The sequence below is a fragment of the Denitraticella aggregata genome (assembly GCF_048158365.1).
Classification (GTDB): Bacteria; Pseudomonadota; Gammaproteobacteria; order Burkholderiales; family Rhodocyclaceae; genus Azoarcus_F.
Map to the genome: position 1 here is coordinate 67,044 of NZ_JBLLNL010000013.1, position 25,009 is coordinate 92,052.

30 protein-coding genes are annotated in these 25,009 nt (G+C 62.0%); 13 read left to right on the top strand and 17 right to left on the bottom strand.

Going from position 1 to position 25,009, the window contains the following annotated elements; translation table 11 throughout:
- Positions 1-106: 106 nt before the first annotated feature.
- From ACKVEX_RS14420 to ACKVEX_RS14435, 4 genes are all read left to right on the top strand, one after another.
- Positions 107-478, top strand: a complete 372-nt coding sequence (locus tag ACKVEX_RS14420) for a CidA/LrgA family protein (RefSeq protein WP_473216433.1) — start codon at positions 107-109, stop codon at positions 476-478.
- Positions 475-1,203 (top strand): LrgB family protein, encoded by a 729-nt coding sequence (locus tag ACKVEX_RS14425; protein WP_473216434.1) that lies wholly within the window; start codon positions 475-477, stop codon positions 1,201-1,203. The genes ACKVEX_RS14420 and ACKVEX_RS14425 overlap by 4 nt, the downstream gene beginning before the upstream one ends.
- 106 nt (positions 1,204-1,309) lie before the next feature.
- On the top strand, positions 1,310-3,355 hold the full coding sequence (gene fusA, locus ACKVEX_RS14430) for an elongation factor G (protein ID WP_473216435.1): 2,046 nt from the start codon (positions 1,310-1,312) through the stop codon (positions 3,353-3,355).
- A gap of 37 nt (positions 3,356-3,392) precedes the next feature.
- Positions 3,393-3,653, top strand: coding sequence for a DUF4212 domain-containing protein (locus ACKVEX_RS14435; RefSeq protein ID WP_473216436.1), 261 nt, complete (start codon positions 3,393-3,395; stop codon positions 3,651-3,653).
- Positions 3,654-3,669: 16 nt separating this feature from the next.
- Here ACKVEX_RS14435 and ACKVEX_RS14440 read toward each other — a convergent pair whose 3' ends face one another.
- The 12 genes from ACKVEX_RS14440 to ACKVEX_RS14495 form a co-directional block, all read right to left on the bottom strand.
- Positions 3,670-4,029, bottom strand: a complete 360-nt coding sequence (locus tag ACKVEX_RS14440) for a hypothetical protein (RefSeq protein WP_473216437.1) — start codon at positions 4,027-4,029, stop codon at positions 3,670-3,672.
- A gap of 138 nt (positions 4,030-4,167) precedes the next feature.
- Positions 4,168-6,003: a sodium:solute symporter family protein gene (locus tag ACKVEX_RS14445; protein ID WP_473216438.1), complete on the bottom strand. Its 1,836-nt coding sequence runs from the start codon at positions 6,001-6,003 to the stop codon at positions 4,168-4,170.
- Between the two features lie 12 nt (positions 6,004-6,015).
- Complete coding sequence (locus ACKVEX_RS14450) at positions 6,016-6,270, bottom strand: DUF4212 domain-containing protein (protein ID WP_473216439.1); 255 nt, start codon at positions 6,268-6,270, stop codon at positions 6,016-6,018.
- Positions 6,271-6,496: 226 nt separating this feature from the next.
- On the bottom strand, positions 6,497-7,267 hold the full coding sequence (locus tag ACKVEX_RS14455; RefSeq protein WP_473216440.1) for an Lcl C-terminal domain-containing protein: 771 nt from the start codon (positions 7,265-7,267) through the stop codon (positions 6,497-6,499).
- A gap of 476 nt (positions 7,268-7,743) precedes the next feature.
- Positions 7,744-9,459, bottom strand: coding sequence for a thiosulfohydrolase SoxB (gene soxB, locus ACKVEX_RS14460; protein WP_473216441.1), 1,716 nt, complete (start codon positions 9,457-9,459; stop codon positions 7,744-7,746).
- Between the two features lie 118 nt (positions 9,460-9,577).
- The gene (gene soxX / locus ACKVEX_RS14465; RefSeq protein WP_473216442.1) at positions 9,578-10,192 is read right to left on the bottom strand and encodes a sulfur oxidation c-type cytochrome SoxX; all 615 of its coding nucleotides are present in this window, start codon (positions 10,190-10,192) and stop codon (positions 9,578-9,580) included.
- A gap of 12 nt (positions 10,193-10,204) precedes the next feature.
- Positions 10,205-11,005 carry a sulfur oxidation c-type cytochrome SoxA gene (soxA, locus tag ACKVEX_RS14470; protein WP_473216443.1) on the bottom strand — a complete coding sequence of 267 codons (801 nt, stop codon included), beginning with the start codon at positions 11,003-11,005 and terminating at the stop codon, positions 10,205-10,207.
- 134 nt (positions 11,006-11,139) lie between these two features.
- Positions 11,140-11,451, bottom strand: coding sequence for a thiosulfate oxidation carrier complex protein SoxZ (gene soxZ / locus ACKVEX_RS14475; RefSeq protein ID WP_473216444.1), 312 nt, complete (start codon positions 11,449-11,451; stop codon positions 11,140-11,142).
- 29 nt (positions 11,452-11,480) lie between these two features.
- Complete coding sequence (gene soxY, locus ACKVEX_RS14480) at positions 11,481-11,948, bottom strand: thiosulfate oxidation carrier protein SoxY (RefSeq protein WP_473216445.1); 468 nt, start codon at positions 11,946-11,948, stop codon at positions 11,481-11,483.
- Between the two features lie 26 nt (positions 11,949-11,974).
- Positions 11,975-13,042, bottom strand: a complete 1,068-nt coding sequence (locus tag ACKVEX_RS14485) for a c-type cytochrome (protein ID WP_473216446.1) — start codon at positions 13,040-13,042, stop codon at positions 11,975-11,977.
- A complete protein-coding gene (soxC, locus tag ACKVEX_RS14490; protein ID WP_473216447.1) occupies positions 13,026-14,363 on the bottom strand; it encodes a sulfite dehydrogenase in 1,338 nt (445 codons plus the stop codon). The genes ACKVEX_RS14485 and soxC overlap by 17 nt, the downstream gene beginning before the upstream one ends.
- A gap of 4 nt (positions 14,364-14,367) precedes the next feature.
- Positions 14,368-14,763: an ArsR/SmtB family transcription factor gene (locus ACKVEX_RS14495; RefSeq protein ID WP_473216448.1), complete on the bottom strand. Its 396-nt coding sequence runs from the start codon at positions 14,761-14,763 to the stop codon at positions 14,368-14,370.
- A gap of 247 nt (positions 14,764-15,010) precedes the next feature.
- Between ACKVEX_RS14495 and ACKVEX_RS14500 the strand changes: the two genes are divergently transcribed.
- The gene (locus ACKVEX_RS14500) at positions 15,011-15,310 is read left to right on the top strand and encodes a c-type cytochrome (protein WP_473216449.1); all 300 of its coding nucleotides are present in this window, start codon (positions 15,011-15,013) and stop codon (positions 15,308-15,310) included.
- Between the two features lie 14 nt (positions 15,311-15,324).
- Positions 15,325-16,608, top strand: a complete 1,284-nt coding sequence (locus ACKVEX_RS14505) for an FCSD flavin-binding domain-containing protein (RefSeq protein ID WP_473216450.1) — start codon at positions 15,325-15,327, stop codon at positions 16,606-16,608.
- A 106-nt stretch (positions 16,609-16,714) separates the two neighbouring features.
- Here ACKVEX_RS14505 and ACKVEX_RS14510 read toward each other — a convergent pair whose 3' ends face one another.
- From ACKVEX_RS14510 to coaBC, 4 genes are all read right to left on the bottom strand, one after another.
- A complete protein-coding gene (locus tag ACKVEX_RS14510) occupies positions 16,715-17,332 on the bottom strand; it encodes a c-type cytochrome (RefSeq protein WP_473216451.1) in 618 nt (205 codons plus the stop codon).
- A gap of 92 nt (positions 17,333-17,424) precedes the next feature.
- Positions 17,425-17,919: an NUDIX hydrolase gene (locus ACKVEX_RS14515; RefSeq protein WP_473216452.1), complete on the bottom strand. Its 495-nt coding sequence runs from the start codon at positions 17,917-17,919 to the stop codon at positions 17,425-17,427.
- Positions 17,920-18,369 carry a dUTP diphosphatase gene (dut, locus tag ACKVEX_RS14520; RefSeq protein ID WP_473216453.1) on the bottom strand — a complete coding sequence of 150 codons (450 nt, stop codon included), beginning with the start codon at positions 18,367-18,369 and terminating at the stop codon, positions 17,920-17,922.
- A 7-nt stretch (positions 18,370-18,376) separates the two neighbouring features.
- Entirely contained in the window at positions 18,377-19,576 is a 1,200-nt protein-coding gene (coaBC, locus tag ACKVEX_RS14525; RefSeq protein ID WP_473216454.1) for a bifunctional phosphopantothenoylcysteine decarboxylase/phosphopantothenate--cysteine ligase CoaBC, read from the bottom strand.
- A gap of 46 nt (positions 19,577-19,622) precedes the next feature.
- On the opposite strand from coaBC, the gene radC reads away from it, so the two are divergent.
- The 3 genes from radC (at position 19,623) to rpmG (ending at position 20,842) form a co-directional block, all read left to right on the top strand.
- The gene (gene radC / locus ACKVEX_RS14530) at positions 19,623-20,300 is read left to right on the top strand and encodes a RadC family protein (protein ID WP_473216455.1); all 678 of its coding nucleotides are present in this window, start codon (positions 19,623-19,625) and stop codon (positions 20,298-20,300) included.
- 97 nt (positions 20,301-20,397) lie between these two features.
- Complete coding sequence (gene rpmB / locus ACKVEX_RS14535; RefSeq protein ID WP_473216456.1) at positions 20,398-20,634, top strand: 50S ribosomal protein L28; 237 nt, start codon at positions 20,398-20,400, stop codon at positions 20,632-20,634.
- Positions 20,635-20,674: 40 nt separating this feature from the next.
- On the top strand, positions 20,675-20,842 hold the full coding sequence (gene rpmG, locus ACKVEX_RS14540) for a 50S ribosomal protein L33 (RefSeq protein ID WP_473216457.1): 168 nt from the start codon (positions 20,675-20,677) through the stop codon (positions 20,840-20,842).
- A 156-nt stretch (positions 20,843-20,998) separates the two neighbouring features.
- Here the strand turns inward: rpmG and ACKVEX_RS14545 are convergent, their stop codons facing one another.
- Positions 20,999-21,202, bottom strand: coding sequence for a cold-shock protein (locus ACKVEX_RS14545; RefSeq protein ID WP_473216458.1), 204 nt, complete (start codon positions 21,200-21,202; stop codon positions 20,999-21,001).
- Positions 21,203-21,276: 74 nt separating this feature from the next.
- Between ACKVEX_RS14545 and ACKVEX_RS14550 the strand changes: the two genes are divergently transcribed.
- From ACKVEX_RS14550 to rraA, 4 genes are all read left to right on the top strand, one after another.
- Positions 21,277-21,498: a hypothetical protein gene (locus ACKVEX_RS14550; protein WP_473216459.1), complete on the top strand. Its 222-nt coding sequence runs from the start codon at positions 21,277-21,279 to the stop codon at positions 21,496-21,498.
- A 110-nt stretch (positions 21,499-21,608) separates the two neighbouring features.
- Positions 21,609-21,917: an ATP-dependent Clp protease adapter ClpS gene (gene clpS, locus ACKVEX_RS14555; protein ID WP_473216460.1), complete on the top strand. Its 309-nt coding sequence runs from the start codon at positions 21,609-21,611 to the stop codon at positions 21,915-21,917.
- 2 nt (positions 21,918-21,919) lie between these two features.
- Positions 21,920-24,199 carry an ATP-dependent Clp protease ATP-binding subunit ClpA gene (gene clpA, locus ACKVEX_RS14560; protein WP_473216461.1) on the top strand — a complete coding sequence of 760 codons (2,280 nt, stop codon included), beginning with the start codon at positions 21,920-21,922 and terminating at the stop codon, positions 24,197-24,199.
- A 158-nt stretch (positions 24,200-24,357) separates the two neighbouring features.
- Positions 24,358-24,843: a ribonuclease E activity regulator RraA gene (gene rraA, locus ACKVEX_RS14565; protein ID WP_473216462.1), complete on the top strand. Its 486-nt coding sequence runs from the start codon at positions 24,358-24,360 to the stop codon at positions 24,841-24,843.
- Positions 24,844-25,009 lie beyond the last annotated feature (166 nt).

Below are 25,009 nucleotides of genomic sequence, written 5' to 3' on the forward strand. Positions count from 1 at the left end.
CCGATGATCCATTCCCTGAACTCTATTTCATGACCAGCGGCCAAGACGTGCCATTGCCGCAACAGGGCCGCCCGATTCGGCGCGTCCGCACCCGGAGGAGTAAAAGATGATCGCCGCCCTGACGCTGTTGCTGGTGTTTCAACTGATCGGGGAAGTGCTCGTGCGCGGACTGGGCTTGCCGATTCCCGGTCCGGTGGTCGGCATGGGTCTGCTGTTCGCCTCGCTGATCTTCGCGAAGGGACCCGGTGCCGATCTGCGCGGCACGGCAAATGGCCTGCTCCAGCACTTGTCCCTGCTGTTCGTGCCGGCCGGCACCGGCGTGATGCTGCACTTCCAGCGGCTGGCCGATGAATGGGTGCCGCTGATGGTGGCGGTCGCGGTCAGCACGGTGCTGTCGATCGCGGTGTCGGCGCTGCTGCTCAATATGCTGATTCGTCGAAGCAGACCTGGCGCATCCGCGCAAGGGAGCGAAAAATGAGTCCGGACATCGGTGAGATCTGGGTCTATCTGTCCACGACGCCGCTTCTGGGGCTGACACTGACGCTGATCACCTATCAAGCCGCATGGTGGCTGTATCAGAAGGCGAACCAGCACCCCCTGCTCAATCCGGTGCTGCTGGCGGTGATCATGCTGGTGTCGGTGTTGACGCTGACCGGCACCGACTATGACGTCTATTTCGACGGCGCGCAGTTCGTCCACTTCCTCCTCGGTCCGGCCACGGTCGCACTCGCGATTCCGCTTTACGCGCAGTGGCAGCGATTGCGTGCGATGCTGCTGCCGCTGCTGCTGACGCTGGTGATCGGATCCCTCACCGCCGCGCTGTCGGCCGTCGGCGTCGCGGCACTGCTCGGAGCGAGCCGGGAATCGATGATGTCGCTTGCGCCCAAGAGCGTGACCACGCCGATCGCGATGGGCATCGCGGAGACGCTGGGCGGCCTGCCCTCGCTGACCGCGGTACTGGTGATCGCGACCGGCATCCTGGGCGCGGTGCTGGCGCGCTTCGTGTTCCAGGCGCTGCGCATCGAGGATCACGCCGTGCGCGGCTTCGCGATCGGCCTGGCCTCGCACGGCATCGGCACCGCGCGGGCCTTCCAGGTCAGCGAACAGGCGGGCGCATTCGCTGCGCTGGCGATGGGCCTGAATGCACTGGTGACCGCACTCACGCTACCCTGGATCCTGCCCTGGCTGGCCAGGCTACTGTGACGCACGGGCACCGACCCCGTTGCACCGAAGGGGCGACAGGTGGAAACTAAGCGCAGAAGACGCGAGGCACGACGAGAATGACGACAAGCGACGGGAGCGCGCGGACATGACACCCACTTCGGTTCACGACATTCGAAACGTTGCCCTGCTCGGGCACACCGGATCCGGTAAGACGACGCTGCTCGAGGCGCTGCTGGCCGCCGCCGGCGAGATCGGCAACCCAGGCAGCGTCGAGCGTGGCACGACGCTCAGCGACTTCGATCCGCAGGAAAAGCAGATGGGGCACTCGCTGAGCACCGCCATCACCCATCTCGAATGGGCGGGACACTGGATCAACCTGCTCGACACGCCGGGCCTGCCGGATCTGGCCGGGCGTGCGCTCGCGTCGCTGCAGGCGGTCGATACCGCCGCGGTGGTCGTCAATGCCCAGGCCGGCATCGAGAGCGGCACGCGCCGCATGCTCGAGGCGGCGCACGACAAATGCCGGCTCATCATCGTGAATCGCATCGATGCCAACGGCGCAGACCTGGCCGCGATCACCACCGCCCTCCAGAACAGCTTCGGCTCGGTGTGTCTGCCGATCAATCTTCCCGATTCCGCGTGCGAGACCGTGCTCGACTGTTTCTTTTCACCCGTGGTCGGTGCTGCGACCGCCTTCGGTTCGATCGAGCAGGCGCACGACGCGATCGTGGACCAGGTGGTCGAACTCGACGAAGAACTGATGGCGGCCTATCTGGAGCAGGGCGAAAGCCTGGACCCCGAACAACTCCACGCACCGTTCGAAAGGGCGTTGCGCGAGGGGCATCTGGTGCCGATCTGCTTCGTGTCGGCGCGCACCGGCGCCGGCGTTCGCGAACTGCTGGACATCCTGAGCCGCCTGATGCCCGATCCGACCGAGGGCAACCCGCCGCACTTCCTGCGTGGAGATGGGCGCGACGCGAAGCCCGTGGAGGTTCGGCCGGACCCCGACAGTCATGTCGTCGCCCATGTATTCGAGGTGTTGAATGACCCTTACCGCGGAAAGCTCGGCATCTTTCGCATCCATCAGGGCCAGGTCACGCCGAATACCCAGCTCTTCATCGGAGACGGACGCAAGCCGTTCAAGGTCGCGCATCTGCTGCGTCTGCAGGGCAAGAATCAGGTCGAGACGCCGATCGGCATGCCGGGCGACATCTGCGCGGTGGCGCGGGTGGACGAAATCCATCCCGGTGCAGTGCTGCACGACTCGCATGACGAGGATTACTTCCATCTGGTGCCGCCCACGTTTCCACAGCCTGTCTACGGCCTGGCGCTGATCCCGGCAAAGCATGGCGACGAACAGAAACTGTCGGAGGCCTTGACCCGGTTGCTGGACGAAGACCCGTGCCTCCAGATCGGCTTCGACCCCCGGTCGCGTCAGACGGTCGTACGCGGGCTGGGTGAGTTGCACCTGCGCATCGTCCTCGAGCAACTGCGCAGCCGCTGGAACGTGCAGTTCGACACGGCGACACCGTCGGTACCGTATCGCGAAACCATCGCGGGCGTCGCCGAAGCGCGCTATCGGCACAAGAAGCAGAGCGGCGGCGCCGGCCAGTTCGGCGAGGTCGCGTTGAGGGTTGAAGCGCTGCCGCGGGGCGCAGGGATAGAACTCGGCAATGAAGTGAAGGGGGGGACGATTCCGACCAATTTCCTGCCCGCGGTCGAGAAAGGCGTCCGCCAGGCCCTCGCGGACGGTGCCCTGGCCGGCTTTCCGGTACAGGACGTCAGAGTGGTTCTGGTCGACGGCAAGCATCACGCGGTGGACTCGAACGAGGTCTCGTTCGTCACCGCTGGACGACATGCGACGCTGGAGGCGCTGCTCGCCGCGCGACCGATCGTGCTCGAGCCGCTGCTCGAAATCACCACACGCTTCCATGAGTCGCATTTCGGCGAGATCAGTTCGGAACTGTCGGTGCGCCGGGGTCGCCTGACCCATACCGAGAGTCCGGCCCCGGGCTGGAATGCGATTAGGGCAATCGTGCCGATGGCCGAACTGGACGGTTTCGAGGCACGCCTGAAGGCTATCTGCGCCGGAGATAGCGAGTTCACGATGACGGCCGCAGGCCATGAACCCGCTCCGCATGACGTCCAGCAACGACTGGCCGCGGCTCACGACGGATCCCATCCGCAATGAGGGCCGCACGGACTTGCCCGGATGAAGGACGGCGCGCATGAAGCTCACCCGCCGACACAAGGCCTATTGGCGCGCCAACCTGCGACTCACCGCCGCGCTGCTGGCGGTCTGGTTCGTGGTCATCTTCGGGTCGGGCTTCTTCGCGCAGACGCTGAACCAGTACAGCTTTCTCGGTTTTCCGCTGGCGTTCTACATCTTCTCGCAGGGTGCGCTGATCGTATTCCTGATCCTGATCGGTGTCTATGTGCGGACGATGAACCGGCTGGACCGCAAGTTCGGCGTGGCAGAACGACGCTGAAGCGCGGACCTCGCGGTCAACGCCCGAGCTTGCCGCCCGTCGCGAAGTTGTGTGCGTGGCGACTCACGCCGAAATCGATGAGCACCTTGCACCAGATCGTGACGCCTGCGATCGCGCTCCACACCTGATAATCGACCTGCCAGAACAGCACCAGGCCGATCACCGCCACGATGATCACGCCGCCCAGCAGGTTCAGCACCCCGGTCATCGGGGCGAAGCGTGCCGGATCGGGCGGCGCCTCGCCGCGCTTCAGCGCCACTTCCGAAAAGTCCCGCCTGATCAGGATCCGCCACGCACGGCGCAGCCAGATGAACGCGATCGGAAACAGGGCCAGGAACAGGATCCAGGTCATTGCAATGCTGATATCGAAAACCATTCGCCACTCCAACATGCACGCATGTGCGCGAAACCACGACAAGATGCCACAGATAAAAAAACCCCGCCAGATCACCGGCGGGGTTTCGCTGCCTGCGCGCCACAACGGCGCGCATCGGCAGACTATGCTTGCAGACGCTCAGTGAGCGTGGGTGCCATCGACCGCCTTCGCACCACGCGGGACGCGAACGCTATCAACCATGTGCTGGATATGATCCGGCGCAGGCTTGGTGATGGACAGAACGATGATCGCCACGATGAAGTTCACGATCGCCCCCACGGTACCGAACGCTTCCGGCGTGATACCGAAGAAGGGGTTCGGGCCACCGATCAGGTCGGTGTATCCCGTGCCCGGCACGAAGAAGATACCCTTGTGCGCGAACACGTAGAACAGCGTGATACCCAGACCTGACAACATGCCGGCGATGGCGCCTTCCTTGTTCATCTTCTTGGAGAAGATGCCCATCATGATGGCCGGGAACAGCGAACTGGCCGCAATGCCGAATGCCAGCGCCACCGTACCCGCCGCGAATCCGGGTGGGTTCAGACCCAGCCAGCCCGCGAACAGGATCGCGACCGCCATCGAGATCTTGCCGGTCATCAACTCGGCCTTCTCGGACATGTCAGGCACGAACACGTTCTTGACCAGGTCATGCGACACCGCGGACGAGATCGCCAGCAGCAGACCCGCCGCGGTCGATAACGCCGCTGCCACACCACCGGCTGCAACCAGCGCGATCACCCAGTTCGGCAACAACGCGATCTCTGGGTTGGCCAGAACGATGATGTCGGCATTCACCGTCAGCTCGTTACCCTTCCAGCCAGCCTGCTCGGCCCTGCTCAAGATCTCGGCGCTCGGCTTACCCGGTACGCCGCGAAGGGTGCCATCGTTGTAGTACTGGATCCGACCGTCGCCGTTCTTGTCTTCCCAGCGCAGCAGGCCAGTCTGTTCCCAACGCTTCATCCAGTCCGGACGGTCTTCGAACACCAGGCTGGCCTCGGGTGCGAACATGTCGCCACCGGTCTGGGCCGCGTGGTTCACCGTCGCGTGCAGGTTGTACTTGGCCATCGCAGCCACGGCCGGAGCAGTGGTGTAGAGGAGCGCGATGAACACCAGCGCCCAACCTGCGGAGCTGCGCGCGTCGGCCACTTTGGGCACGGTGAAGAAGCGGATGATGACGTGCGGCAGACCTGCGGTACCGATCATCAGAGACACGGTATACACGAACATGTTCAGCTTGCTGCCCGGCAGCGACGTGGTGTACTCGTTGAAGCCGAGGTCGGTGACGACCTGGTTCAGGCGCTCCAGCAGCGAAATGTCGCTACCCGCCAGGTTGGAGCCGAGGCCAAGCTGCGGAATCGGCATGCCGGTCAGGGTCAGCGAGATGAAGACCGCCGGAACCGTGTAGGCCGTGATCAGCACCGCATACTGGGCCACCTGCGTGTAGGTGATGCCCTTCATGCCGCCGAACACCGCGTACGCGAACACGATGGCCATACCGATGTAGATACCCATCTCGTTCGTGACACCGAGGAAGCGCGAGAAGGTCACGCCGACACCGGTCATCTGCCCGATCACGTAGGTGATCGATGCGGTCAGCAGGCAGATCACCGCGACGGTGCTGGCCGAACTGGAGTAGAAGCGATCGCCGATGAACTGCGGCACCGTGAACTTGCCGAACTTGCGCAGGTACGGTGCCAGCAGCAGCGCGAGGATCACGTAGCCGCCAGTCCAGCCCATCAGGAACAGACCACCACCATAACCCAGATTGGAGATCAGGCCGGCCATGGAGATGAAGGACGCGGCTGACATCCAGTCCGCAGCGGTCGCGATACCGTTGGTGACCGGGTGAACCCCGCCGCCCGCGACATAGAAGTCCTTCGTGCTACCGGCACGCGCCCAGATGGCGATACCGATGTACAACGCGAAGGACGCGCCGACGAACAGATAGGTCAATAAAGCAAGATTATCCATGTGAGCAGCCCCTTACTCTTCGTGAACGTCAAATTCGCGGTCGATCTCGCCCATCTTCTTCGCGTAGTAGAAGATGCAGGCGATGAACACGTAGATCGAGCCCTGGTGCGCGAACCAGAAGCCCAGCGGATAGCCACCCAGGTGGATATTGTTCAACATCGGTGCAAACAGGATACCTGCACCCAGCGACACCAGAAACCACACGATCATGACCTTCCAGATCAGTGCGAGTGTTGCCTTCCAGTAACCTTCAGCGTTGTGATCCATAACGCCTCCTCTCCTTTAAGTTGTCGAGCTGCGGCCGAACGACCACCAACCCCCGGACTACAAAAACAGCGTGGTGATTATTGGTTTTCGATCTTACTCGTTCCTTACAGTTGTCAACTTGTTCGGCACACGGCATGCAAAAACCCTTCTTGCAGGGCGCCTTTTTTCCCGAAAGCGGCGAATCCAGGCGTGCGCATGCCTGATACGCCGGCCCTGCACGCACCCGTCACTTCGCGTCGCGCACCAGACGAACATGGATATAGTCGGTCCGCCCGCCGGTGCCGGTATGGCCGGAATGGAACGCGACGCCCCATGCGCTGAACTTGAAGCGGTCATGCGGCCTGCTCGTCCAGAAGTTGCTTTCCGGCGTGTTCGGAAAAAGTGATTCGAGAATCGTCGGACGACGGTAGTCCCCGGCGCAACCGCCGCCGAGTCCTTCGCGGTCCGGCTCGGTTCGCATGCCGGAACTGCAGAAGGTCAACGCATAGAGCTCGGGCTGGGTCGGCAGGCGCCAGTCGTCGTGGCCGGCAAACGTGACCCCCTCATGAGCCTCAAGCGCCTGGTCCCAGTTCAATCGCTTCGCCTCACCCGCACAGGTGACCCCGGTCCATGTCTGGCCGAGGCTGCAGCGCATCCACATCAGGCCCGCCTCCACGTCCAGCACCGTCCCATCGTCGTTCGCGACATAGCGTGCAAGCTGCATCTGCTCGCGCGTCGCGAGACGTGACGCCTCCTCGGCCTCGCGCTCGCGCCCGACCTCGGTCAGTCGTCGCGCGAGGTTCAGCCTGACCACCGGCGTGCGCCTGTCCTCGACATGCGCGACCCTCGCCGCAGCGTAGAGTTCGCTGAAACCGTCCAGCGCGCGGGTCGCTTCCAGCGCATATTCGCCGGCTGGTAATCTGATCGAGAAGACCTGATCGGCCTGTTCGGGCGTCATGCCGTAATGCTGGCCATTGATCAGCAAGGTAGCGCCGCCGGGCTCGGACACGACTCGCATGACTCCGGGCTCACCGGTCGCTTCCACGGGCTGCTCGGACTTCCCGCAAGCCACGAGCGACAGCAGGGCGAGTACAGGGATGAACAGGGATCGGCAGGCTGACTGGACTGTATGCATTGAGGAACCCGGCAAGAGGGGCGATTGAGAAGCGGATCCGGAACACCGCCGGGGCGCGCCGCTGCAAAGGGCCCGCCGGCGAGAATGTGCGACGCCGAAACGGGCGACGCTGGACCGTGCAGTCGCCCGGCCACCCGCAAGGCAGAGGGCGTTGCGCCGGGTCGGACGGGTCGCATTGTGCCACAGCCTCAGGCGCAGACTGCACGAAGCAACCTCGTGACCGGGGTCGGTGCGGACCGAAGGGCAGCGAGTCGGAGGCCGGACGCGTGCCTACGAGGGCATCCGGTCGATTGCGACAAAGGGCCGCCGCCGGGCCACCCCTCGTCCTCGAAGTCGCGAATGCGAAGCCCGGTCGAGCCTCAGACCAGGCCCGGGTTCCCGTCCATGCCCTTGAGCCTGGGCATGTTGATTTCAAGCTGCGTGATGACCTTCCGGTCGCGCAGATGGCGGGCCACCACCTCCCACACGGGCGGCCCCGAGTCACGTGCATCTTCGGACACCGGTGCCCAGCCGGCGACCTTGTAGGTCTTACCCGGGTCGATCGGCTTGCCCTTCAGCATCATGTCGCTGATGCGGTTGCCCATCGAAGCATTCGGATCGCAGGCGTACTGAAGCCCGCCGACCCGCACCATGTCTCCCCCCTGCTGATAGTAAGGGTCGGCGTTGAACAGATTGTCGCAGACGTCCTCGAGCACCGTCTTGATCATCTCGCCGCTCATGTCGGTGACCGTGGTCCACGGATAGGTGATCGCGGTCTGGTCGAGCAGATGCTCCATCGTGATCGTGTCGCCCGGCAACAGCGACGTACCCCAGCGGAAACCGGGCGAGAATGCGATCTCGGCGTCCAGTTCGGCGATCAGCGCATCGACCAGCAACTGGTCCCAGGAACCGTTGAAATTGCCGCGACGGTAGAGCAGCCCCTCGGTCACGGCCAGCGGCTCGATCAACTTGTCGAGGAAGGGCGCACGGACCTTCTCGATCAGGGCAGCCATCTCCGGATCGGCAGGCAGCAGATTGGAGAACACCGGCACCAGCTTGTAGCGGAAATCCTGCACCTTGCCGTCGCGCACGTCGAAATCCATGACACCGAGGAACTTGCCGTTCGAACCGGCATTGGTCACCAGCGTCCTGCCGCCGGCGTTGTCGACGACGGTCGGCGCCGGGACGCCGTCATGGGTGTGGCCGCCGAAGATCGCGTCGATGCCGGTCACCCGCGAAGCCATCTTCAGATCCACGTCCATGCCGTTGTGGGACAGTACGACGACCACCTGGGCACCCTCCGCACGTGCCGCATCGACCGCCTCCTGCATTTCCTGGTCCCGGATGCCGAAACTCCATTCCGGGGTCAGCCAGCGCGGATTGGCGATCGGCGTGTAGGGGAAGGCCTGGCCGACGATCGCGACCGGAACGCCGTTGATGTTCTTGATCACGTAGGGCTTGAAGACTGGATCCTCGAAATCGGTGGTCTTGACGTTCTGCGCCACGATGTCGATGTGATCGACGAAATCGTTCTCCTCGATCTCCTTGAGCCGCTCGGCACCGAAGGTGCTTTCCCAGTGCAACGTCATCACATCCACACCGAGCAGCTTGCTCGCATCGACCATGTCCTGCGCATTGGTCCACAGCGAAGTGCCGGATCCCTGCCAGGTGTCGCCGCCGTCGAGCAGCAATGCGCCGGGACGGCTCGCCTTCATGCGCTTGACCAGGGTCGCCAGATGGGCGAAACCGCCGACCTTGCCATAGGTGCGGGCGGCCTCGACGAAATCGAGAAAGGTGAAGGCATGGGCCTGAATCGAACCGGATTGAAAGCCGAAGTGCCGGAGCAGGTGCTCGCCGACCAGATGGGGCGGCTGGCCCAGCATGCTGCCGACGCCGAGGTTCACATTGGGCTCACGGAAATAGACCGGCAACAGTTGCGCATGGCAGTCGGTCATGTGGAGCAAGCTGACGTTGCCGAAGGGCGGCAGATCGTAGAGCGTTTCGGCCGATTGCGCGGCGCGCGCAGGATCGGAATGCAGCGTCATGCCGCCGGCGGCAGCAACAGCGAGCACCTGCATGAATTCACGGCGATTCATTGACATAGCGGGACCTTTGGCGGCTGCCTCGAAGCGGTTCGGGGCATTGATTCAACGAGAACAGGGCAAAAAAGGGGCCCGTGGACCTGCACCACGGGCCCGGGACTTACGAACCAGTCTATTGGGGAGCGACGGCCTCATTGACCGGCGACTCCGGATCGAACAGATACGCCATCACGTGGCGAATCTGGTCTTCGGTCAGGATGTTGCCGTAGCCGTTGCGCGGCATGGTGCTGCATGCGTTGTAGGCCTTCGAGTTCCACAGCTTGCCCCAGGTGTACTTCACGATCTCCTCGGAGTTGCCACGCAACCTGCCGTAGCCATGCAGCGCCGGACCGATCGTCCCGTAAGACTCGTTGGTCGGATCCAGGCCGTGACAGTTGTAGCAGCTCCCGCCATTTACCAGATCGGCCGGATCTCGCCAGGTGAGCCCGCGGCCACTGAGCGCGATCTTCTGCCCCTCCTTCCAGTCACCCCCCTCGTAGAAGTCTCCATCGGACGGCCACTTGATCGTCTCCATCTCGACCGCCTGGAGCCGCTTCATGGTCTCCGGATCCGGGTCGGTCGGACTGGAACAGGCCTTCTGGATGTCGTCGCGAACCTGACGGTCGAGCGTCGCGATACCGCTTGCCTTGAACGACGACACCATCATCTCCTCGACCCGTGCCTCCAGATCGGAAGCGACGGCGATCGAGGCGAACAGCGCCAGCGGCGCAAATATCAGTTTCTTCATGTCATCGTCTCCTCAGCGCTTGACGCCCGGCCACACGGCCTCGCCACCGTTGCCCTTGCCCGCCATATACACCGACAGCGCGATCGTCACGTCCGAACCGAAGATCGGCTCGGCGGTCCGTTGCTGACGGAAGCAATCCCACAGGCGATGCTGCATCGTCCAGAACTGCGAGTTGGACACCCGGTACGCCGGCCACGAGCCCCATCCCTCGGCAGCCCCCTTGGCTGTCGTGATGTTCGGCAGACTGGTGGCGCGGATGCGCAGGTTGTCCTCGCCATGGCAGGACGCACACGAGAAATCCATCGCGCCGGTCCGATAGAAGAACGCCTTCTCGCCGAGGTCGTACATCTCCCTGACCTTGGGGTCGTCCAGGTCGATCGCGATCGGCTGTCCCTTGGACTGGCCTACGACGTAGGCCACGATCGAGGCCATCTTGCCGCGTTCGCCCTGGCGGAAGCGGCCATTGATGATCTCCTCCGGCGCGATACCCTGCAGCGTCTCCATGCAGGTCATCAGGCGGGACTCGAGATCCTGGACACTGCCGGTATCCGGGAAGTAGCGCGGCAACTGCGCGGCGGCCCCTTCGACGACACCCGGCCCGAGGCCGAGGTCACATTGCTCGAGCGTCGCGTTCCTGGGACCGCGTGCGGTGACCCACAACTCCTCGCCTTCCATCTCGAAAAGCTCGGCCGGGTTGCCATCGGCGAGCATCTGCCGATACTGGTCGAAGTTCAGCTCCTGCGAGTGCACGACCAGCGGTGCGGCGACCACGACGGCCGAAGCCACAGCCGCGGCCAATAGTTTTCTGTTCATCTTCTCTCCTCCGTGAACGGGCGTGGGGTGAAGCGCATCACGCCGCCCTGCGTGTCGACCGACGTGTTCGCAGGCGGTGATGTTCAGATTGCATAAGTCGGGATGACGGCTTCGACGCCACCACCCCGACGTCTTCAGCGAATCTGTACCTCGTCGGTACGGCTCGCGCCGTTGTTGTCCGCCCAGCTGATTTGCACCGTGTCACCGGTGGCGCCGCCGTTGAACTTGAACGCCAGGTACGGGTTGGTCGACACCGACGGACCCATGTAGACGGTCAGGACGACCTTGTCGCCGTGCTTGGCCGTGAGTTCGGTGATGTAGTGCGCCGGAATAGGCTCACCGGACGAATCACGGCGCTGGCCGGTTTCCATCGGGTGGGACATCAGCACACGAACTTCGGTGACGCCGTCGCTGGTGGCGGCGCGAATACGCATAGGACCTGCCATCTCTACTCTCCTTGATTTCCGGTTGTCGATCAGCCGCCGCAGCCGCCGAGGGTGACCTTGATTTCCTTCTTGGCCATGTAGAACTTGCCGTCGGCCTTGACCACCGCGAACACGTCGGAGGTCTGGCCCATCTTCACGCGCGTCTGCACGTCGGCGAGCGTGCCTTCCGGAAGGGTGAAGCTCGCGGCGAGCATGTTCGGGTTCTTCTCGATCATGATCGTGATCTGCTCGACATTGGCGAGGCTGCTGGTGACACCGACCGGCACGACCGCACCGTTCTCGGCGATGTCCGGTCCGACGATCGTGACCTCACCGCTCTCGGCAGGCGTACCCGCACCCATGGCCTTGAACGCCTCGTCCAGCGTGGTCGCGGAAAAAGCAGCCTGGTCGCGCGCGGCCAGCGCCGTTCCCGGCTTGATCATTCCGGCCGCGACCAGCAGTCCGAAGACTCCCAGACCACCGCCGACCCTGAGGGTATCCCTTCGCTGAATATTCATCCCGTCTCTCCTTTTTGACTGACAACTCACTGGGCCTTGGCGCCCGACATGATCCACTGGACGAGCGCCTGAGCTTCCTCATCCGTTAAGTGGCCTTGCGGAGGCATGGGAACGGCGCCCCACACCCCCTGACCGCCGCTCCTGACCTTGCCGATCAGATATTGCCCGGCGTCTGCGCGGTCCCCGTATTTTGCCCGGATCTCGTTGTAACCCGGACCCACTATCCTGTTCTCTGAACCGTGGCAGGCCATGCAGCCCTTGCCGGTCGCCAGCGCCAACGCCTGGGCGTTCGACGACTGATCGGTTGCAGCTTCGCCTTGTGCAGCCAGCGCGCTGGTCTGCATGCCCCGCACCGGGCCGACGACACGGTTCTGGTCGGCGAGATTGCCATGCGCGTCCCAGGCATAGTCGGGCAACGCGGACACGATCTCGACCGCCGTCTTGCAGTTCTCCATGCACGCTACGTTCTGCGTGTCGGGCACACCGCCGTTGCCGATACCCCCTTCTGCCGCCGAGGCACCCGGCCACATCCCGTGGTCGGTGGTCATGCCGTAGCGGTTGGGCAGACGCTGCTGAACCTCGCGGATGTTCTGCTCGTTGAGTTCGAAATCCGCCGGAATCACGTCGGCCAGGTTCAGCATGTAGGCGAGCAATGCGTAAACCTCGTCGTCGTCGAGGGACTTCGGAGCCGTCCAGGGCATCGCACGACGGATGTAGTCGAACAAGGTCGAGATCGTCGGCACCTTCATCATCGTCGTGCGCTGCGGGAAGGACTGGTCGGTCAGCGCCCGCACACCGCCGGTTTCGATATCGTCTGCGCGCGTCCCGCCCACCAAGGGCGTGAACACCTCGTTCGATTCGCCGAACACGCCATGGCAGGACGCGCAATGCAGTTCCCACAAATCCATGCCGTCGTCGACGTTGCCCGAGCCCTTGGGCAGCCCGACCAGGTCCGGACGAACGTCGATGTCCCACGCCGCCACTTCCGCCGGCGTCGCCGGTCGCCCGATGTTTTCGTAGCGGTCGAACCCGAAAACGGTCGTCGTGGTTCCCGCCACCATCAGCACGATCAGTGTCTTACAGAACCTGGACATTGCTCACCTCTCCCGATTCGGCCACCCGCCAGGACTGGATGGCATTGTTGTGATAGATCGAAGACGTGCCGCGCACCGCGCGAAGCTGACCGTACCCCGGCTGGACATGGCCGGTCTCGTCGACTGCCCGCGACTGCAGGATCGCCGGCTTGCCGTCCCAGGTCCAATCGACATTGAAGCGGGTGACCGCCTTGGACAGCACCGGCGCCTCGAGACGGGTCGGCATCCAGTTGATACCGCCATCGACCGACACATCCACGCGCGTGATCTTGCCGCGCCCGGACCAGGCGATGCCCGAGATGTTGTGAAAGCCCTTGTCGAGCAGGATCTGACCGCCGGACGGCGTGGTGATGACCGACTTCACCTCCTGCGTGGACGTGTATTGGCGATGCAGCCCGTCGGGCATCAGATCGATGTAATGGACCGCCTCGTCCTTGGTACCGTAGGGCATGTCACCCACTTCGATCCGGCGCAGCCACTTGACCCAGCTCACGCCCTGCACGCCCGGCACCACCAGCCGCAGCGGGTAGCCGTTCTCAGGCCTGAGCATCTCACCGTTCATGCCGTAGGCGACCAGCACCTCACCCGACTCGATCAGTTCCATCGGAATCGTGCGGGTCATCGATGAACCGTCTGCGCCTTCGGCCAGCACGAAACGCCCCTTGCCGTAGTCGGCGCCACACATGTCCAGGATGAGCTTGAGCGGCACACCCGTGAATTCGGAACAGGAGATCATGCCATGGGAGTACTGCACGGTCGGAACGGCCACATTGCCCCACTCCATGCCGGTATTCGCGCCGCACTCGATGAAGTGGATGCGTGACACCGACGGCAGACGCATGATGTCGTCCATGGTGTACACCGCCTCGGTCTCGACCAGGCCATTGATCATCAGACGATGGCGCGCCGGATCGATGTCGTGCCAGCCCTGATGATGGCGCTCGAAATGCAGGCCCGACGGCGTGATGATGCCGAACAGACCCTGCAGCGGCGTGAAGGACACCGAGGAGCCTCCGACGCGGGTCAGACCGGGACTTTCGCGGCGCACCAGGCCCCGCTCGAATCGCGACGGCATCCCGTACGGGTGGGTTGCGACCGGCAAGCCCAGCGACGTGCTCCATTCGGGCAGGTCCAGAATGGCCGGATCGCCAACCGGCTGGGCCCGCGAGACTGCCGGGACGGCCATCGCGGCACTGGCCGCGACGAAGGCTTTCCTGAGGAAATCCCGCCGACCCTTGGTGACTGCCGCGATGTCCTCGTCGGACAGAAAATTCTCTGGTGCGGGTCTGACCCGGCCGGGGTGGGCGTAATCGATTGCCATCCGTCTACTCTCCGTCTGATGCAATTGCGCTATTCGTGGGTTCAGTTTTTCTCTCATGCAGATCCAGCTCCAGCCTGAGCAGGGACTCCCGACGCGGCAGACTCAGATCGGAGCGTGACGCGATCGTGACGCACACGGTGCGGCACAGATCCGAAAAATTCGGATCGATGATCCGATAGAAGACCTGGCTCCCCTCCCGCCGCCGCGCAACCACGTCGGCACGGTACAGCAGGTTCAGGTGACGCGATGTGTTGGCCTGCGTCAGGCCGGTGCGCTCGACGACCTCATTGACCGACAGTTCCCCGTTGCACAGGCAGTGCAGAATGCGCAAGCGCGTCGGCTCGGACAGCAGCCCGAAATAGTCGGCGACGCTTTCAAAAACCTTCGTCAGTTCGTCCATGAATTTGACCTGAATCAAATTACGATTTCCGACTGTATGACTATACGCGTATATCGTCAACCCCTAATATTTGTGCAGCGCATCATCCCGGAAATGTTCGGTCGATGAGGTTCATCCTTGATTTTGTTGGTTTTCCGTGCGCTATACTGCATTCGCACCAGGGACTTTCAGCCGGTGGAACGAAGCGCCTTGCGCCGGCTTACAGCACGACGTCAGCCTTGAACAAGATCAATGGAGGAGGAATCCCGTGAAACCCAGACTCGCACTGGCCGCGCTGTTTGCTGCGGCTGTCGCCGGAACGACCCACGCGCAGGATCCCAATCTGGCCCGCAACCTTGCCGCGACCTGTGCAAACTGCCACGGCACCAATGGCCACGCGCTGCCCGACGCCAAAATGCTGGCGGGCGAACCGGCCGCCACCATCATCGAGACGCTGGCGGATTTCCGCTCGGGCGACAAACCGGCCACGATCATGCACCAGATCGTCAAGGGCTACACGGAAGAGCAGGTCGAACTGATCGCGAATTACTTCGCGGCGCAGAAGTGAGGAGCAACGCAGACATGCTGAATAGACGCGACTTTCTCAAGAGATCCGGGCTCGCCACAGTCGCTGGCGCTTCGGTCATGGGCGGGCTCAGTGGCCTTGCAAACGCAGCCTCCGCAGCGAATGGTCACGTCGTCGTCGTCGGCGGCGGCTACGGGGGCGCCACCGCCGCCAAGTATCTGCGCATGTGGAGCAAAGGTGCGGTCAAGGTCACGTTGATCGAACGCCAAAGTACCTTCATCTCATGCCCGATCTCGAACCTGGTCATTGGTGGAATCAAGGACATCTCCTACATCACCACCAGCTACGACAACCTGCGCAGCAGGTGGGGCGTAGAGGTGATCCATGACGAGGTCGTCGGCATCGACGTCGACAAGCGCGAGGTCCGCCTCTCGCAGGGCGCGACCCTGACTTACGACCGCGCGGTGCTGTCACCCGGCATCGATTTCCTTGCGGAAGAAGTCGAAGGACTCGCCGGCAACGAAGCACTCATCCCGCACGCATGGAAGGCCGGCGAGCAGACCGTCATCTTGCGCAAGCAGCTCGAGGACATGTCCGCTGGCGGTGTCTTCGCCATGCACATTCCGAAGGCGCCCTACCGCTGCCCGCCCGGGCCGTATGAGCGAGCCTGCCTGGTCGCGAACTACTTCAAGAACCACAAACCCGGCTCGAAGGTGCTGATCCTCGATTCGAATCCCGACATCACGTCCAAGAAGGGCCTGTTCATGAAGGCCTTCGAGGGTCCCTACAAGGACATCATCGAGTACCGTCCGAACAGCACGCTGGTCTCGGTCGACGCGCAGACCCGCACGGCGGAACTCGACTTTTCCGAGGTTACGGCGGATGTGCTGAACGTGATTCCACCGATGCGTTCCGGACGACTGGTCGATCACCTCGGCGTGGACCTGGTCAACGGTCGCTGGGTCGATGTCGACTGGCTGACGCTGGAAGCCAAGGGTGCATCGAACATCCATGTGCTTGGGGACGCGACGCTGTCGGCGCCAACGATGCCAAAATCCGGTCACATGGCGAACCAGCACGCCAAGGTCGCGGCGGCCGCGATTCTGAACATGCTGGCAGGCGAACCGCCCAGCGCCACACCGGTGGTCATGAACACCTGCTACAGCTTCGTCGACGGCCGCAGTGCGATGCATGTCGCATCGGTCCACCAGTTCAACGCCGAGCAGCACACGTTTCTTCCGGCGGAGGGCGCCGGTGGCGTATCGATCGCGGCGAACCAGCTCGAGGGTGGCCACGCACTGGACTGGGCGCAGAACATCTGGGCCGACATGCTCGCCTGAGCGACGCAGTCCGGATCGCGACGTCCTGCCTTGATCGGCCGGTGCATATTTTAGAAAAGGCGCCGTTGGCGCCTTTTGCGCTTCTCGGGATCGGAGCCGAGCCGGCTCAGTCCAGAGAACTCACATACAGCGACACCGCCTTGATCTCGAGCTCCGTCATGTTGGACGCGATCGAATGCATCACGTCGTTTTCACTCGTGCGTTCGCGCTGATTGAACGACTTGAGCTGATTCTCCACATAGCGGGCGCCCTGGCTCGCCAGTCGAGGCAACTGCGCACTGCCATGCGCCTGCTCGCCGTGACAGGCAGCGCACGCCGCAACACCGGAGAATTCGTTGCCCCGGTGGAAGATGAACCGTCCAACCTCCAGAAGCTGAGGATCGCGAACCTTCTGACCCTTGGTCGGCTTGCCCTCGAAAAAGACTCCAAGTGCAAGCATGTCGGACTCTTCGAGATTCTTGACCATCTCGGACATGGTGCTGCTGGCACGTTTGCCCGACTTGAAATTGGCGAGCTGGCGGGCGATGTACTGATAATGCTGGCCGGCGAGCCTCGGATACAAGGGCGTGGAGCTTTCCCCGTCGGCACCATGACACATGAAGCAGGTGCCCATGTGTATCTCTTCCGCGCGCTGCAAGTCCACTTCGGGCGGATCCACTGCCACCGCCGCGTGGGTCAGTGCGGCAAGAATGCCACCCAGCAAACCCTGCTTGAAACCTTTCATCTTTCGTCTCCTGCCACCATTGACCAATACTTGTGCCATCAGCCGCTCATCTCATCCATCAGATTATCAGAGTTGGGTGATACGCCAAACCGTCAGCGGGACGGTTCCGGTGACGGGCCGATTGGATCCGTGAGCGAGGATTCGACACCATCGCCCTCCCAGCCCAATTCGAACAGCCACGGTTCATCGCGCCGGGCAAGGGCGGCACGGACATACGGGACGACGTCATCGGGCAGGAGGTCCCGGTCGACCCAGACCAGGTCGTCACATTTGTTCGGCTCCCGTATGCAGGGGGTTCCGTACCAGTGGGTCGCACGCACGAAAAAATCGATCCGGTTCGTATCGGACAAGCGATGCACCACCCCCAGATGAACCAGAGCATCCGGCACGACTTCAACTCCGGTTTCCTCCGAAAGTTCGCGAACCGCCGCCATGCGAACCGATTCACCCGCTTCGACATGCCCGCCGGGCAGACTGTAGAGGCCGTCGAAGAAGCCGGTCCCCGCACGTCGCATCAGCAGGACGCGGCCGTCACGTTCGAGCACAACATGGACTCCGGTCGGAATGCCGACATGCGCAGGGGACATTCAATGCTGCCCCGTGCTGCCGAATCCGCCATCGCCTCGATCGCTCGCGTTGAAGTCGTCGACGAAGGTGAAGCCGACCTGCAATACCGGCACCACGACCAGTTGCGCGATCCGCTCCATCGGCTGAATGGTGAAGGCCTCCCTGCCACGATTCCATGCCGACACGAATATCTGCCCCTGGTAGTCCGAATCGATCAGACCGACCAGATTGCCCAGAACGATGCCATGCTTGTGACCCAGTCCGGAGCGCGGCAGGATCATTGCGGCCAGACCGGGATCTGCGAGATGAAGCGCCAGCCCGCTCGGCACCAGCGTGGTCTCGCCCGGATGCAGGCACACGGGCGTATCCAGACAGGCTCTCAGATCGAGCCCGGCCGCACCGGCGGTGGCATAGGCAGGCGGGTGAGCGCGCAGGCGCTCGTCGAGTATCTTTAGATCGATATGGTGCATCGAGCCCTCAAACGTCGGATTGGGTGTTCATCAGCGATGCGATATGGTCAACGATTATCGCTGCAAGTTCGGTCTTGCTGGCACGCTCGAGCGGATGGCGGCCCGCCGCGTCGTACAGCACGACGCGGTTCTCGTCGCCACCGAGGCCGTCCTGGACCAGATTGCCCACGACGAGGCGCAGCCTCTTGGCGACGCGCTTGCCCTCCGCATAGGTATCGAGATCGCGGCTCTCGGCCGCGAAGCCGACGCAGAAAGGTGCGTCCGGCAGGGCCGCCACCTCGGCGAGAATGTCCGGATTGGGCACCAGCGACAGTGTCATCGCTCCGGCCGACTTCTTGATCTTGTGCGCAGACGGCGCATCGGGCCGATAATCGGCCACCGCCGCCACGCCGACGAAGGCATCAGCACCCTCGATCGCGCGCACGACCGCATCGCGCATGTCGAGCGCACTGAGCACGTCAACACGGGTAACGCCGTCCGGCGTGGCCAGCCCGGTGGGACCGCTGACCAGCACGACGTCGGCGCCGGCGACAGCACAGGCGCGCGCGAGCGCATAGCCCATCTTCCCCGAACTGGAATTGGTGATGCCGCGCACTGGATCGATCGCCTCGAACGTAGGGCCGGCGGTCAGCACGATTTTTCGTCCTCGCAGCGCGCCCGAACCAAAGAAGACCTCCAGCCGTGCGTAAAGCACCTCGGGTTCGAGCATGCGCCCGAGCCCGACTTCACCACAGGCCTGCTCCCCCGCATCCGGTCCGAATACGCTCACGCCATCGCTCAGCAGGCATTCCACATTGCGTCGAGTGGCAGGATGCTCCCACATCTGCCTGTTCATCGCGGGTGCGACGATCAGCGGACAATCGCGCGCAAGACAAAGCGTCGTCAGCAGATCGTCGGCGCGTCCCTGAGCGAGCCTGGCGATCACGTCGGCAGTCGCCGGTGCGACGAGGATCGCATCGGCTTCGCGGCTGAGGTCTATGTGAGCCATGTTGTTCGGCATGCGCGCATCCCACAGGTCGGTCCATACCGGATTGCCGGACAGGGACTGAAAGGTCACAGCGGTCACGAAGCGACTCCCGGCCTCGGACAAGACCACATGCACATCGACGCCCGCCTTCACCAGCAAGCGCACCAGTTCGGCCGCCTTGTAGGCCGCCACGCCTCCGGTTACCGCAACCACAATCCTACGACCAGACATCGAGTTCATGACATTCGCTTTATAATATGACATTCAAAAACAACACGGACTTGCCATGGCGATTACCGATTGGCCCGACAACGAGAGACCGCGGGAAAAACTGCTCGCCAAGGGCGCAGCCGCTTTGTCGGACGCAGAACTGCTGGCGCTATTCCTGCGGGTCGGCACCAAGGGCAAGACTGCGGTCGACCTGGCCCGCGAACTTCTCCTGCAGTTCGGGACACTGACACGCCTGTGCAACGCCTCCGCCACCGAGTTCGCCAGCATTCCGGGAATGGGCATGGCCAAGTATGCCCAACTGCAGGCAGTGATGGAACTGGCGCGCCGCGCGCTGTCGGAGCAGATGAGCGCCGGCGACGTGTTAGACGCACCGGAGGCAGTCAGAGAGTGGTTACGCTTGCGCATCGGCAGCCTGCCCCACGAGGTATTCCATATCCTGCTGCTGGACGCGCGCAACCGTCTGATCGAGTCGGTGGAGTTGTTTCGCGGCACCCTGAGCCAGACCAGCGTCTATCCTCGCGAAGTCGTTAAGCTCGCCCTCGCGCACAACGCCGCAGCGGTGATCCTGGCGCACAATCATCCGTCGGGCGCATGCGAACCGAGCAACGCCGATGAACTGCTGACCCGCAGCCTTAAAGCCGCCCTCGACCTGGTGGATATCCGGGTACTCGACCATTTCATCGTCACCGCGCATGGCCGGCCGACATCGTTTGCCGAACGAGGACTCCTCTAGCAGGCTGGCCCGCCACATTGAACTCGTTCTTGCAACGCCGACTTGTTCTAGGGTACCATCCGACGTTTTCCGAAAACCGAATTCCCTGGAGCATCGTATGGCTCGCGTCTGCCAAGTGACCGGTAAAGCACCGATGGTGGGAAACAATGTTTCTCACGCAAATAACAAGACCAAGCGTCGTTTTCTGCCCAATCTGCAAAATCGCAAGTTCTGGAGCGAAGCCGAAAACCGCTGGATTCGCCTGCGCGTCTCGAACGCCGCGCTGCGCACGATCGACAAGAAAGGTTTCGACGTGGTCGTTGCCGAACTTCGCGCCCGTGGCGAGAAAATCTGAGCGTCGCTGCACGCACCCGAAGTAAGGAACGGAGATTCAAATGGCCAAAGGCGCCCGTGAAAAAATCAAGCTGGAGTCGACCGCAGGTACGGGTCACTTCTACACCGCCTCGAAGAACAAGCGGACCACTCCGCAAAAGCTCGAGTTCATGAAGTACGACCCGGTCGTACGCAAGCATGTGCTGTACAAGGAAATCAAGCTCAAGTAAGCAAAGCGTCATCGGCCCCACCGTTTGGGGGGCTTGCGCAGACGTCAGCGCAAATAATCGATTGGAAGAAAAAAAGAGGCCGCTGGATCACAGCGGCCTCTTCTATTGTGGCGGCAGGTCAGTGCGAACAGGCCCTGCGCCAACACATGTTACATGTCAGGCTTTCTGGATATTTGAAGCCTGCTTGCCCTTCGGGCCCTGAGTGACCTCGAAGGAGACTTTTTCGCCTTCCTTCAGGGTCTTGAACCCGCTCATGGTGATTGCCGAAAAATGCGCAAAGAGATCTTCGCTGCCGTCATCCGGGGTAATGAAGCCAAAACCCTTGGAATCATTGAACCACTTCACGGTACCAGTTGCCATATTGCATTAATCCTTGATATTTGCTGAGTGTTTCGGGTACTACCCCGTCTGTGCATATCCGCAGCGAACTGATCTTGAACAAACGATCTTTAGCGACCGTACCCGGCAATATCGCCGAAGATGAAGCCGTAAAAAAAGCTCCGATGCGTCAAGCACAGTTTGCTTTTACGCACTTGTCGCAAGAGCGTCAACAGTTTCTTGCAGGCTCGGCCAGGCGTAAATTGTGCGTCACAGCATTCGCAAAACAGGCAAGCCACGCATATCTCCATAAGTTCAGTAAAAAACCAAGCCACTGATCAAAGATGCACCGCAACACGATCAGTGTGGCGTTTACCCGTCATGCAAGCCGGTCAGATCCGCCCACCGGTCTATTGCACTCTTTAGTGACTTCATTAGAATGATTCGCATGGCCACTCACAAGCAGGATGAGTTTTTACTCGAGGCGGAGCGTACTCGCACCAAACCCCCGCCCCTTTATAAGGTGCTTTTGCTGAATGACGACTTCACGCCGATGGAGTTTGTCGTCGTCGTTCTTCAGAAATTTTTCGGAATGGATCGCGAACGGGCCACGCGAATCATGTTCCAAGTCCACAGAGAGGGCTCCGGAGTGTGCGGCATTTTTCCGAAGGATGTCGCCGCGACCAAGGTTGAACAGGTCGTCTCCTTTGCCCGTCAGCACCAGCATCCGCTGGCATGCGTGATGGAGGAAAATTGAGAATGATTGCGCAAGAGCTTGAAGTCAGCCTTCACATGGCCTTTGTCGAAGCCCGGCAAAAGCGGCATGAGTTCATTACGGTGGAGCATCTGCTGCTCGCATTGCTGGACAACCCTTCGGCAGCCGAAGTCCTGCGGGCCTGCGCAGCCAATGTCGACGAGTTGCGTCGCGAACTCACGAACTTCATCAACGAGCACACACCCAAGGTCGAGAGCGAGGAGGAAATCGATACCCAGCCGACGCTGGGTTTCCAGCGCGTGATTCAACGCGCCATCCTGCACGTGCAGTCGTCCGGCAAGAAGGAGGTCACGGGTGCGAATGTGCTGGTCGCGATCTTCGGCGAGAAAGATTCGCACGCAGTCTATTTTCTGCAACGCCAGAAGATCTCGCGGCTGGATGTCGTCAACTTCATCTCGCACGGGATCGCAAAAGCGCCGCAACCCGGTGCGGCCGCTCAGGGCAAGACAGACCCGGAACAGGGGGAGCAGCAGGATCAGGACGGCGCGTCTGCCGGCGGTGCCCTCGAAAGCTTCACGCAAAATCTGAACCAGCAGGCACTGGTAGGCAAGATCGATCCGCTGATCGGACGCGACAGGGAAGTCGAGCGTGTAATCCAGACCTTATGTCGAAGACGCAAGAACAACCCGCTGCTGGTTGGCGAGGCGGGGGTCGGCAAAACCGCCATCGCCGAAGGTCTGGCGCGTCGCATTATCGAGGACCGGGTTCCCGACATCCTGAAGGAGGCCCAGGTCTACGCACTGGACATGGGTGCACTGTTGGCAGGTACAAAGTATCGCGGCGATTTTGAGCAACGCCTCAAGGCGGTGCTGAAGCAGTTGCGTGAGAGCCAGAATGCGATCCTGTTCATTGACGAAATCCACACGCTGATCGGTGCCGGCGCCGCATCAGGCGGTACCCTTGACGCATCGAACCTGCTCAAACCCGCGCTTTCCTCAGGTCAGCTCAAATGCATCGGTGCCACGACCTACACCGAGTACCGTCAGATCTTCGAAAAGGATCACGCGCTGTCACGGCGCTTTCAGAAGATCGATGTGGTCGAGCCTTCGGTCGCCGAGACGATCGAGATCCTCAAGGGGCTGAAGACCCGTTTCGAGGAACATCACAACGTCAAGTATTCCTCGGCTGCGCTTTCGTCCGCAGCAGAGCTGGCTGCGCGTTACATCAACGACCGGCATCTTCCGGACAAGGCGATCGATGTCATCGACGAGGCCGGTGCAGCTCAGCGCATCCTGCCCAAGTCCAAGCAACGCAAGACGATCGGCAAGGGCGAGATCGAGGAGATCGTGGCGAAGATCGCCCGTATTCCGCCCAGAACCGTGTCCAACGACGACAAGAATGCACTCAGGACGCTCGACCGTGATCTTCGGAACGTCGTGTTCGGGCAGGACGAGGCGATCGCAGTGCTGGCAAAGGCGATCAAGATGTCCCGCTCCGGGCTTGGAAATCCGCAGAAGCCGATCGGGAGTTTTCTCTTCAGCGGCCCGACCGGGGTCGGGAAAACCGAGGTCGCACGTCAACTGGCTTATACCTTGGGCATCGAGTTGATTCGCTTCGACATGTCCGAATACATGGAGCGGCATGCGGTTTCCCGTCTGATCGGTGCCCCCCCGGGCTATGTCGGGTTCGACAACGGTGGTCTCCTGACCGAGGCAATCACCAAGAAACCGCACGCCGTATTGCTGCTCGACGAGATCGAGAAGGCCCATCCGGACATCTACAATATCTTGCTGCAGGTGATGGACCACGGCACGCTGACCGACAACAATGGCCGTCAAGCCGATTTTCGCAACGTGATCGTGATCATGACGACCAATGCGGGCGCCGAGGCGATGCAGAAATCGGTGATCGGCTTCTCGGCGAAGCGTGAGACCGGTGACGAGATGGCCGAGATCAAGCGGATGTTTTCGCCGGAGTTCCGCAACCGACTGGATGCGACCATCTCCTTCAGGGCGCTCGACAACGAGATCATTCTGAAAGTGGTCGACAAGTTCCTGATGCAACTCGAAGCCCAATTGCACGAGAAGAAGGTGGAAGCGCACTTCACCTCCGAACTGAAGGCATGGCTCGCATCGGAGGGCTTTGATCCGCTGATGGGGGCCCGGCCGATGGCGAGACTCATCCAGGATACGATCCGATCAGCGCTCGCCGACGAATTGCTGTTCGGCAGACTGGCCAATGGCGGCAAGGTGACGATCGACTTCGATGGAGAAGGAAAGGTCAGGCTGGTGTTCGATGAAGTCGTCGCAGCGGCAGCGACCTGAAACATTCGGACCACATAGGAACGCGGCCAATGGCCGCTTTTTTTTGCCGGAATCGTCGGAGTGGTCAGAAGCGCGCATCATTGTTCGAAACAGGGTCCGACAGGACGTCACCGTACCAGCCCTCCCCGACCAACCTGGTCAGCCACAGGAGAAACCACATGCAAATCCAGACAGCCGAACTTTGTGATGCAAACGGGGGCAAGGTTCGGGTCGTGCAACCGATGTTCAGGTCCTTCGGTGGCAAGTCCTCGTTCGGCGGCCCGATCACCACACTGAAAGTCTTCGAGGACAACTCGCTGGTGCGCTCCACGCTGGAGACGCCGGGCAACGATCGTGTGCTGGTGGTCGATGGTGGCGGTTCGATGCGATGTGCCCTGGTGGGCGACCAGCTCGCGGTATTGGCGATCAACAATGGCTGGGCCGGCATCATCGTATATGGATGCGTTCGCGACACAAAGACAATTGGCGGTCTGAATGTCGGCCTGTTGGCGCTTGCGTCCCACCCACTGAAGAGTGTCAAGAAAGGCGTCGGCGACGTCGACATGATCGTCTCCTTCGGAGGCGTCGATTTCGTACCGGGAGAGTATGTCTATGCCGACGAGGACGGAATAATCGTTTCTCAGGCAGCACTCACGGCGGGCTGATTCGTCTCATTCGCCTCACAGGCAGGGCCGGGGCCAAGCCGCCGTTTCCTGATGACGCTCTCGGGTGGAGAGAACCGATTGCGCAAGCGTCGCCCTCAAGGAAACCCTGGGTCGTCCGTCTACTCGACAGGCACATGGCGTGCCCGAGTGCGCACCCGATCCAAGC

Bases quoted from the DNA above. Each gene is read 5' to 3' on its own strand.
- ACKVEX_RS14420 (WP_473216433.1), top strand. From the start codon at position 107: ATGATCGCCGCCCTGACGCTGTTGCTGGTGTTTCAACTGATCGGGGAA.
- ACKVEX_RS14425 (WP_473216434.1), top strand. From the start codon at position 475: ATGAGTCCGGACATCGGTGAGATCTGGGTCTATCTGTCCACGACGCCG.
- fusA (WP_473216435.1), top strand. From the start codon at position 1,310: ATGACACCCACTTCGGTTCACGACATTCGAAACGTTGCCCTGCTCGGG.
- ACKVEX_RS14435 (WP_473216436.1), top strand. From the start codon at position 3,393: ATGAAGCTCACCCGCCGACACAAGGCCTATTGGCGCGCCAACCTGCGA.
- ACKVEX_RS14440 (WP_473216437.1), bottom strand. From the start codon at position 4,029: ATGGTTTTCGATATCAGCATTGCAATGACCTGGATCCTGTTCCTGGCC.
- ACKVEX_RS14445 (WP_473216438.1), bottom strand. From the start codon at position 6,003: ATGGATAATCTTGCTTTATTGACCTATCTGTTCGTCGGCGCGTCCTTC.
- ACKVEX_RS14450 (WP_473216439.1), bottom strand. From the start codon at position 6,270: ATGGATCACAACGCTGAAGGTTACTGGAAGGCAACACTCGCACTGATC.
- ACKVEX_RS14455 (WP_473216440.1), bottom strand. From the start codon at position 7,267: ATGCGAGTCGTGTCCGAGCCCGGCGGCGCTACCTTGCTGATCAATGGC.
- soxB (WP_473216441.1), bottom strand. From the start codon at position 9,459: ATGAATCGCCGTGAATTCATGCAGGTGCTCGCTGTTGCTGCCGCCGGC.
- soxX (WP_473216442.1), bottom strand. From the start codon at position 10,192: ATGAAGAAACTGATATTTGCGCCGCTGGCGCTGTTCGCCTCGATCGCC.
- soxA (WP_473216443.1), bottom strand. From the start codon at position 11,005: ATGAACAGAAAACTATTGGCCGCGGCTGTGGCTTCGGCCGTCGTGGTC.
- soxZ (WP_473216444.1), bottom strand. From the start codon at position 11,451: ATGGCAGGTCCTATGCGTATTCGCGCCGCCACCAGCGACGGCGTCACC.
- soxY (WP_473216445.1), bottom strand. From the start codon at position 11,948: ATGAATATTCAGCGAAGGGATACCCTCAGGGTCGGCGGTGGTCTGGGA.
- ACKVEX_RS14485 (WP_473216446.1), bottom strand. From the start codon at position 13,042: ATGTCCAGGTTCTGTAAGACACTGATCGTGCTGATGGTGGCGGGAACC.
- soxC (WP_473216447.1), bottom strand. From the start codon at position 14,363: ATGGCAATCGATTACGCCCACCCCGGCCGGGTCAGACCCGCACCAGAG.
- ACKVEX_RS14495 (WP_473216448.1), bottom strand. From the start codon at position 14,763: ATGGACGAACTGACGAAGGTTTTTGAAAGCGTCGCCGACTATTTCGGG.
- ACKVEX_RS14505 (WP_473216450.1), top strand. From the start codon at position 15,325: ATGCTGAATAGACGCGACTTTCTCAAGAGATCCGGGCTCGCCACAGTC.
- ACKVEX_RS14510 (WP_473216451.1), bottom strand. From the start codon at position 17,332: ATGAAAGGTTTCAAGCAGGGTTTGCTGGGTGGCATTCTTGCCGCACTG.
- ACKVEX_RS14515 (WP_473216452.1), bottom strand. From the start codon at position 17,919: ATGTCCCCTGCGCATGTCGGCATTCCGACCGGAGTCCATGTTGTGCTC.
- dut (WP_473216453.1), bottom strand. From the start codon at position 18,369: ATGCACCATATCGATCTAAAGATACTCGACGAGCGCCTGCGCGCTCAC.
- coaBC (WP_473216454.1), bottom strand. From the start codon at position 19,576: ATGAACTCGATGTCTGGTCGTAGGATTGTGGTTGCGGTAACCGGAGGC.
- radC (WP_473216455.1), top strand. From the start codon at position 19,623: ATGGCGATTACCGATTGGCCCGACAACGAGAGACCGCGGGAAAAACTG.
- rpmB (WP_473216456.1), top strand. From the start codon at position 20,398: ATGGCTCGCGTCTGCCAAGTGACCGGTAAAGCACCGATGGTGGGAAAC.
- rpmG (WP_473216457.1), top strand. From the start codon at position 20,675: ATGGCCAAAGGCGCCCGTGAAAAAATCAAGCTGGAGTCGACCGCAGGT.
- ACKVEX_RS14545 (WP_473216458.1), bottom strand. From the start codon at position 21,202: ATGGCAACTGGTACCGTGAAGTGGTTCAATGATTCCAAGGGTTTTGGC.
- clpS (WP_473216460.1), top strand. From the start codon at position 21,609: ATGGCCACTCACAAGCAGGATGAGTTTTTACTCGAGGCGGAGCGTACT.
- clpA (WP_473216461.1), top strand. From the start codon at position 21,920: ATGATTGCGCAAGAGCTTGAAGTCAGCCTTCACATGGCCTTTGTCGAA.
- rraA (WP_473216462.1), top strand. From the start codon at position 24,358: ATGCAAATCCAGACAGCCGAACTTTGTGATGCAAACGGGGGCAAGGTT.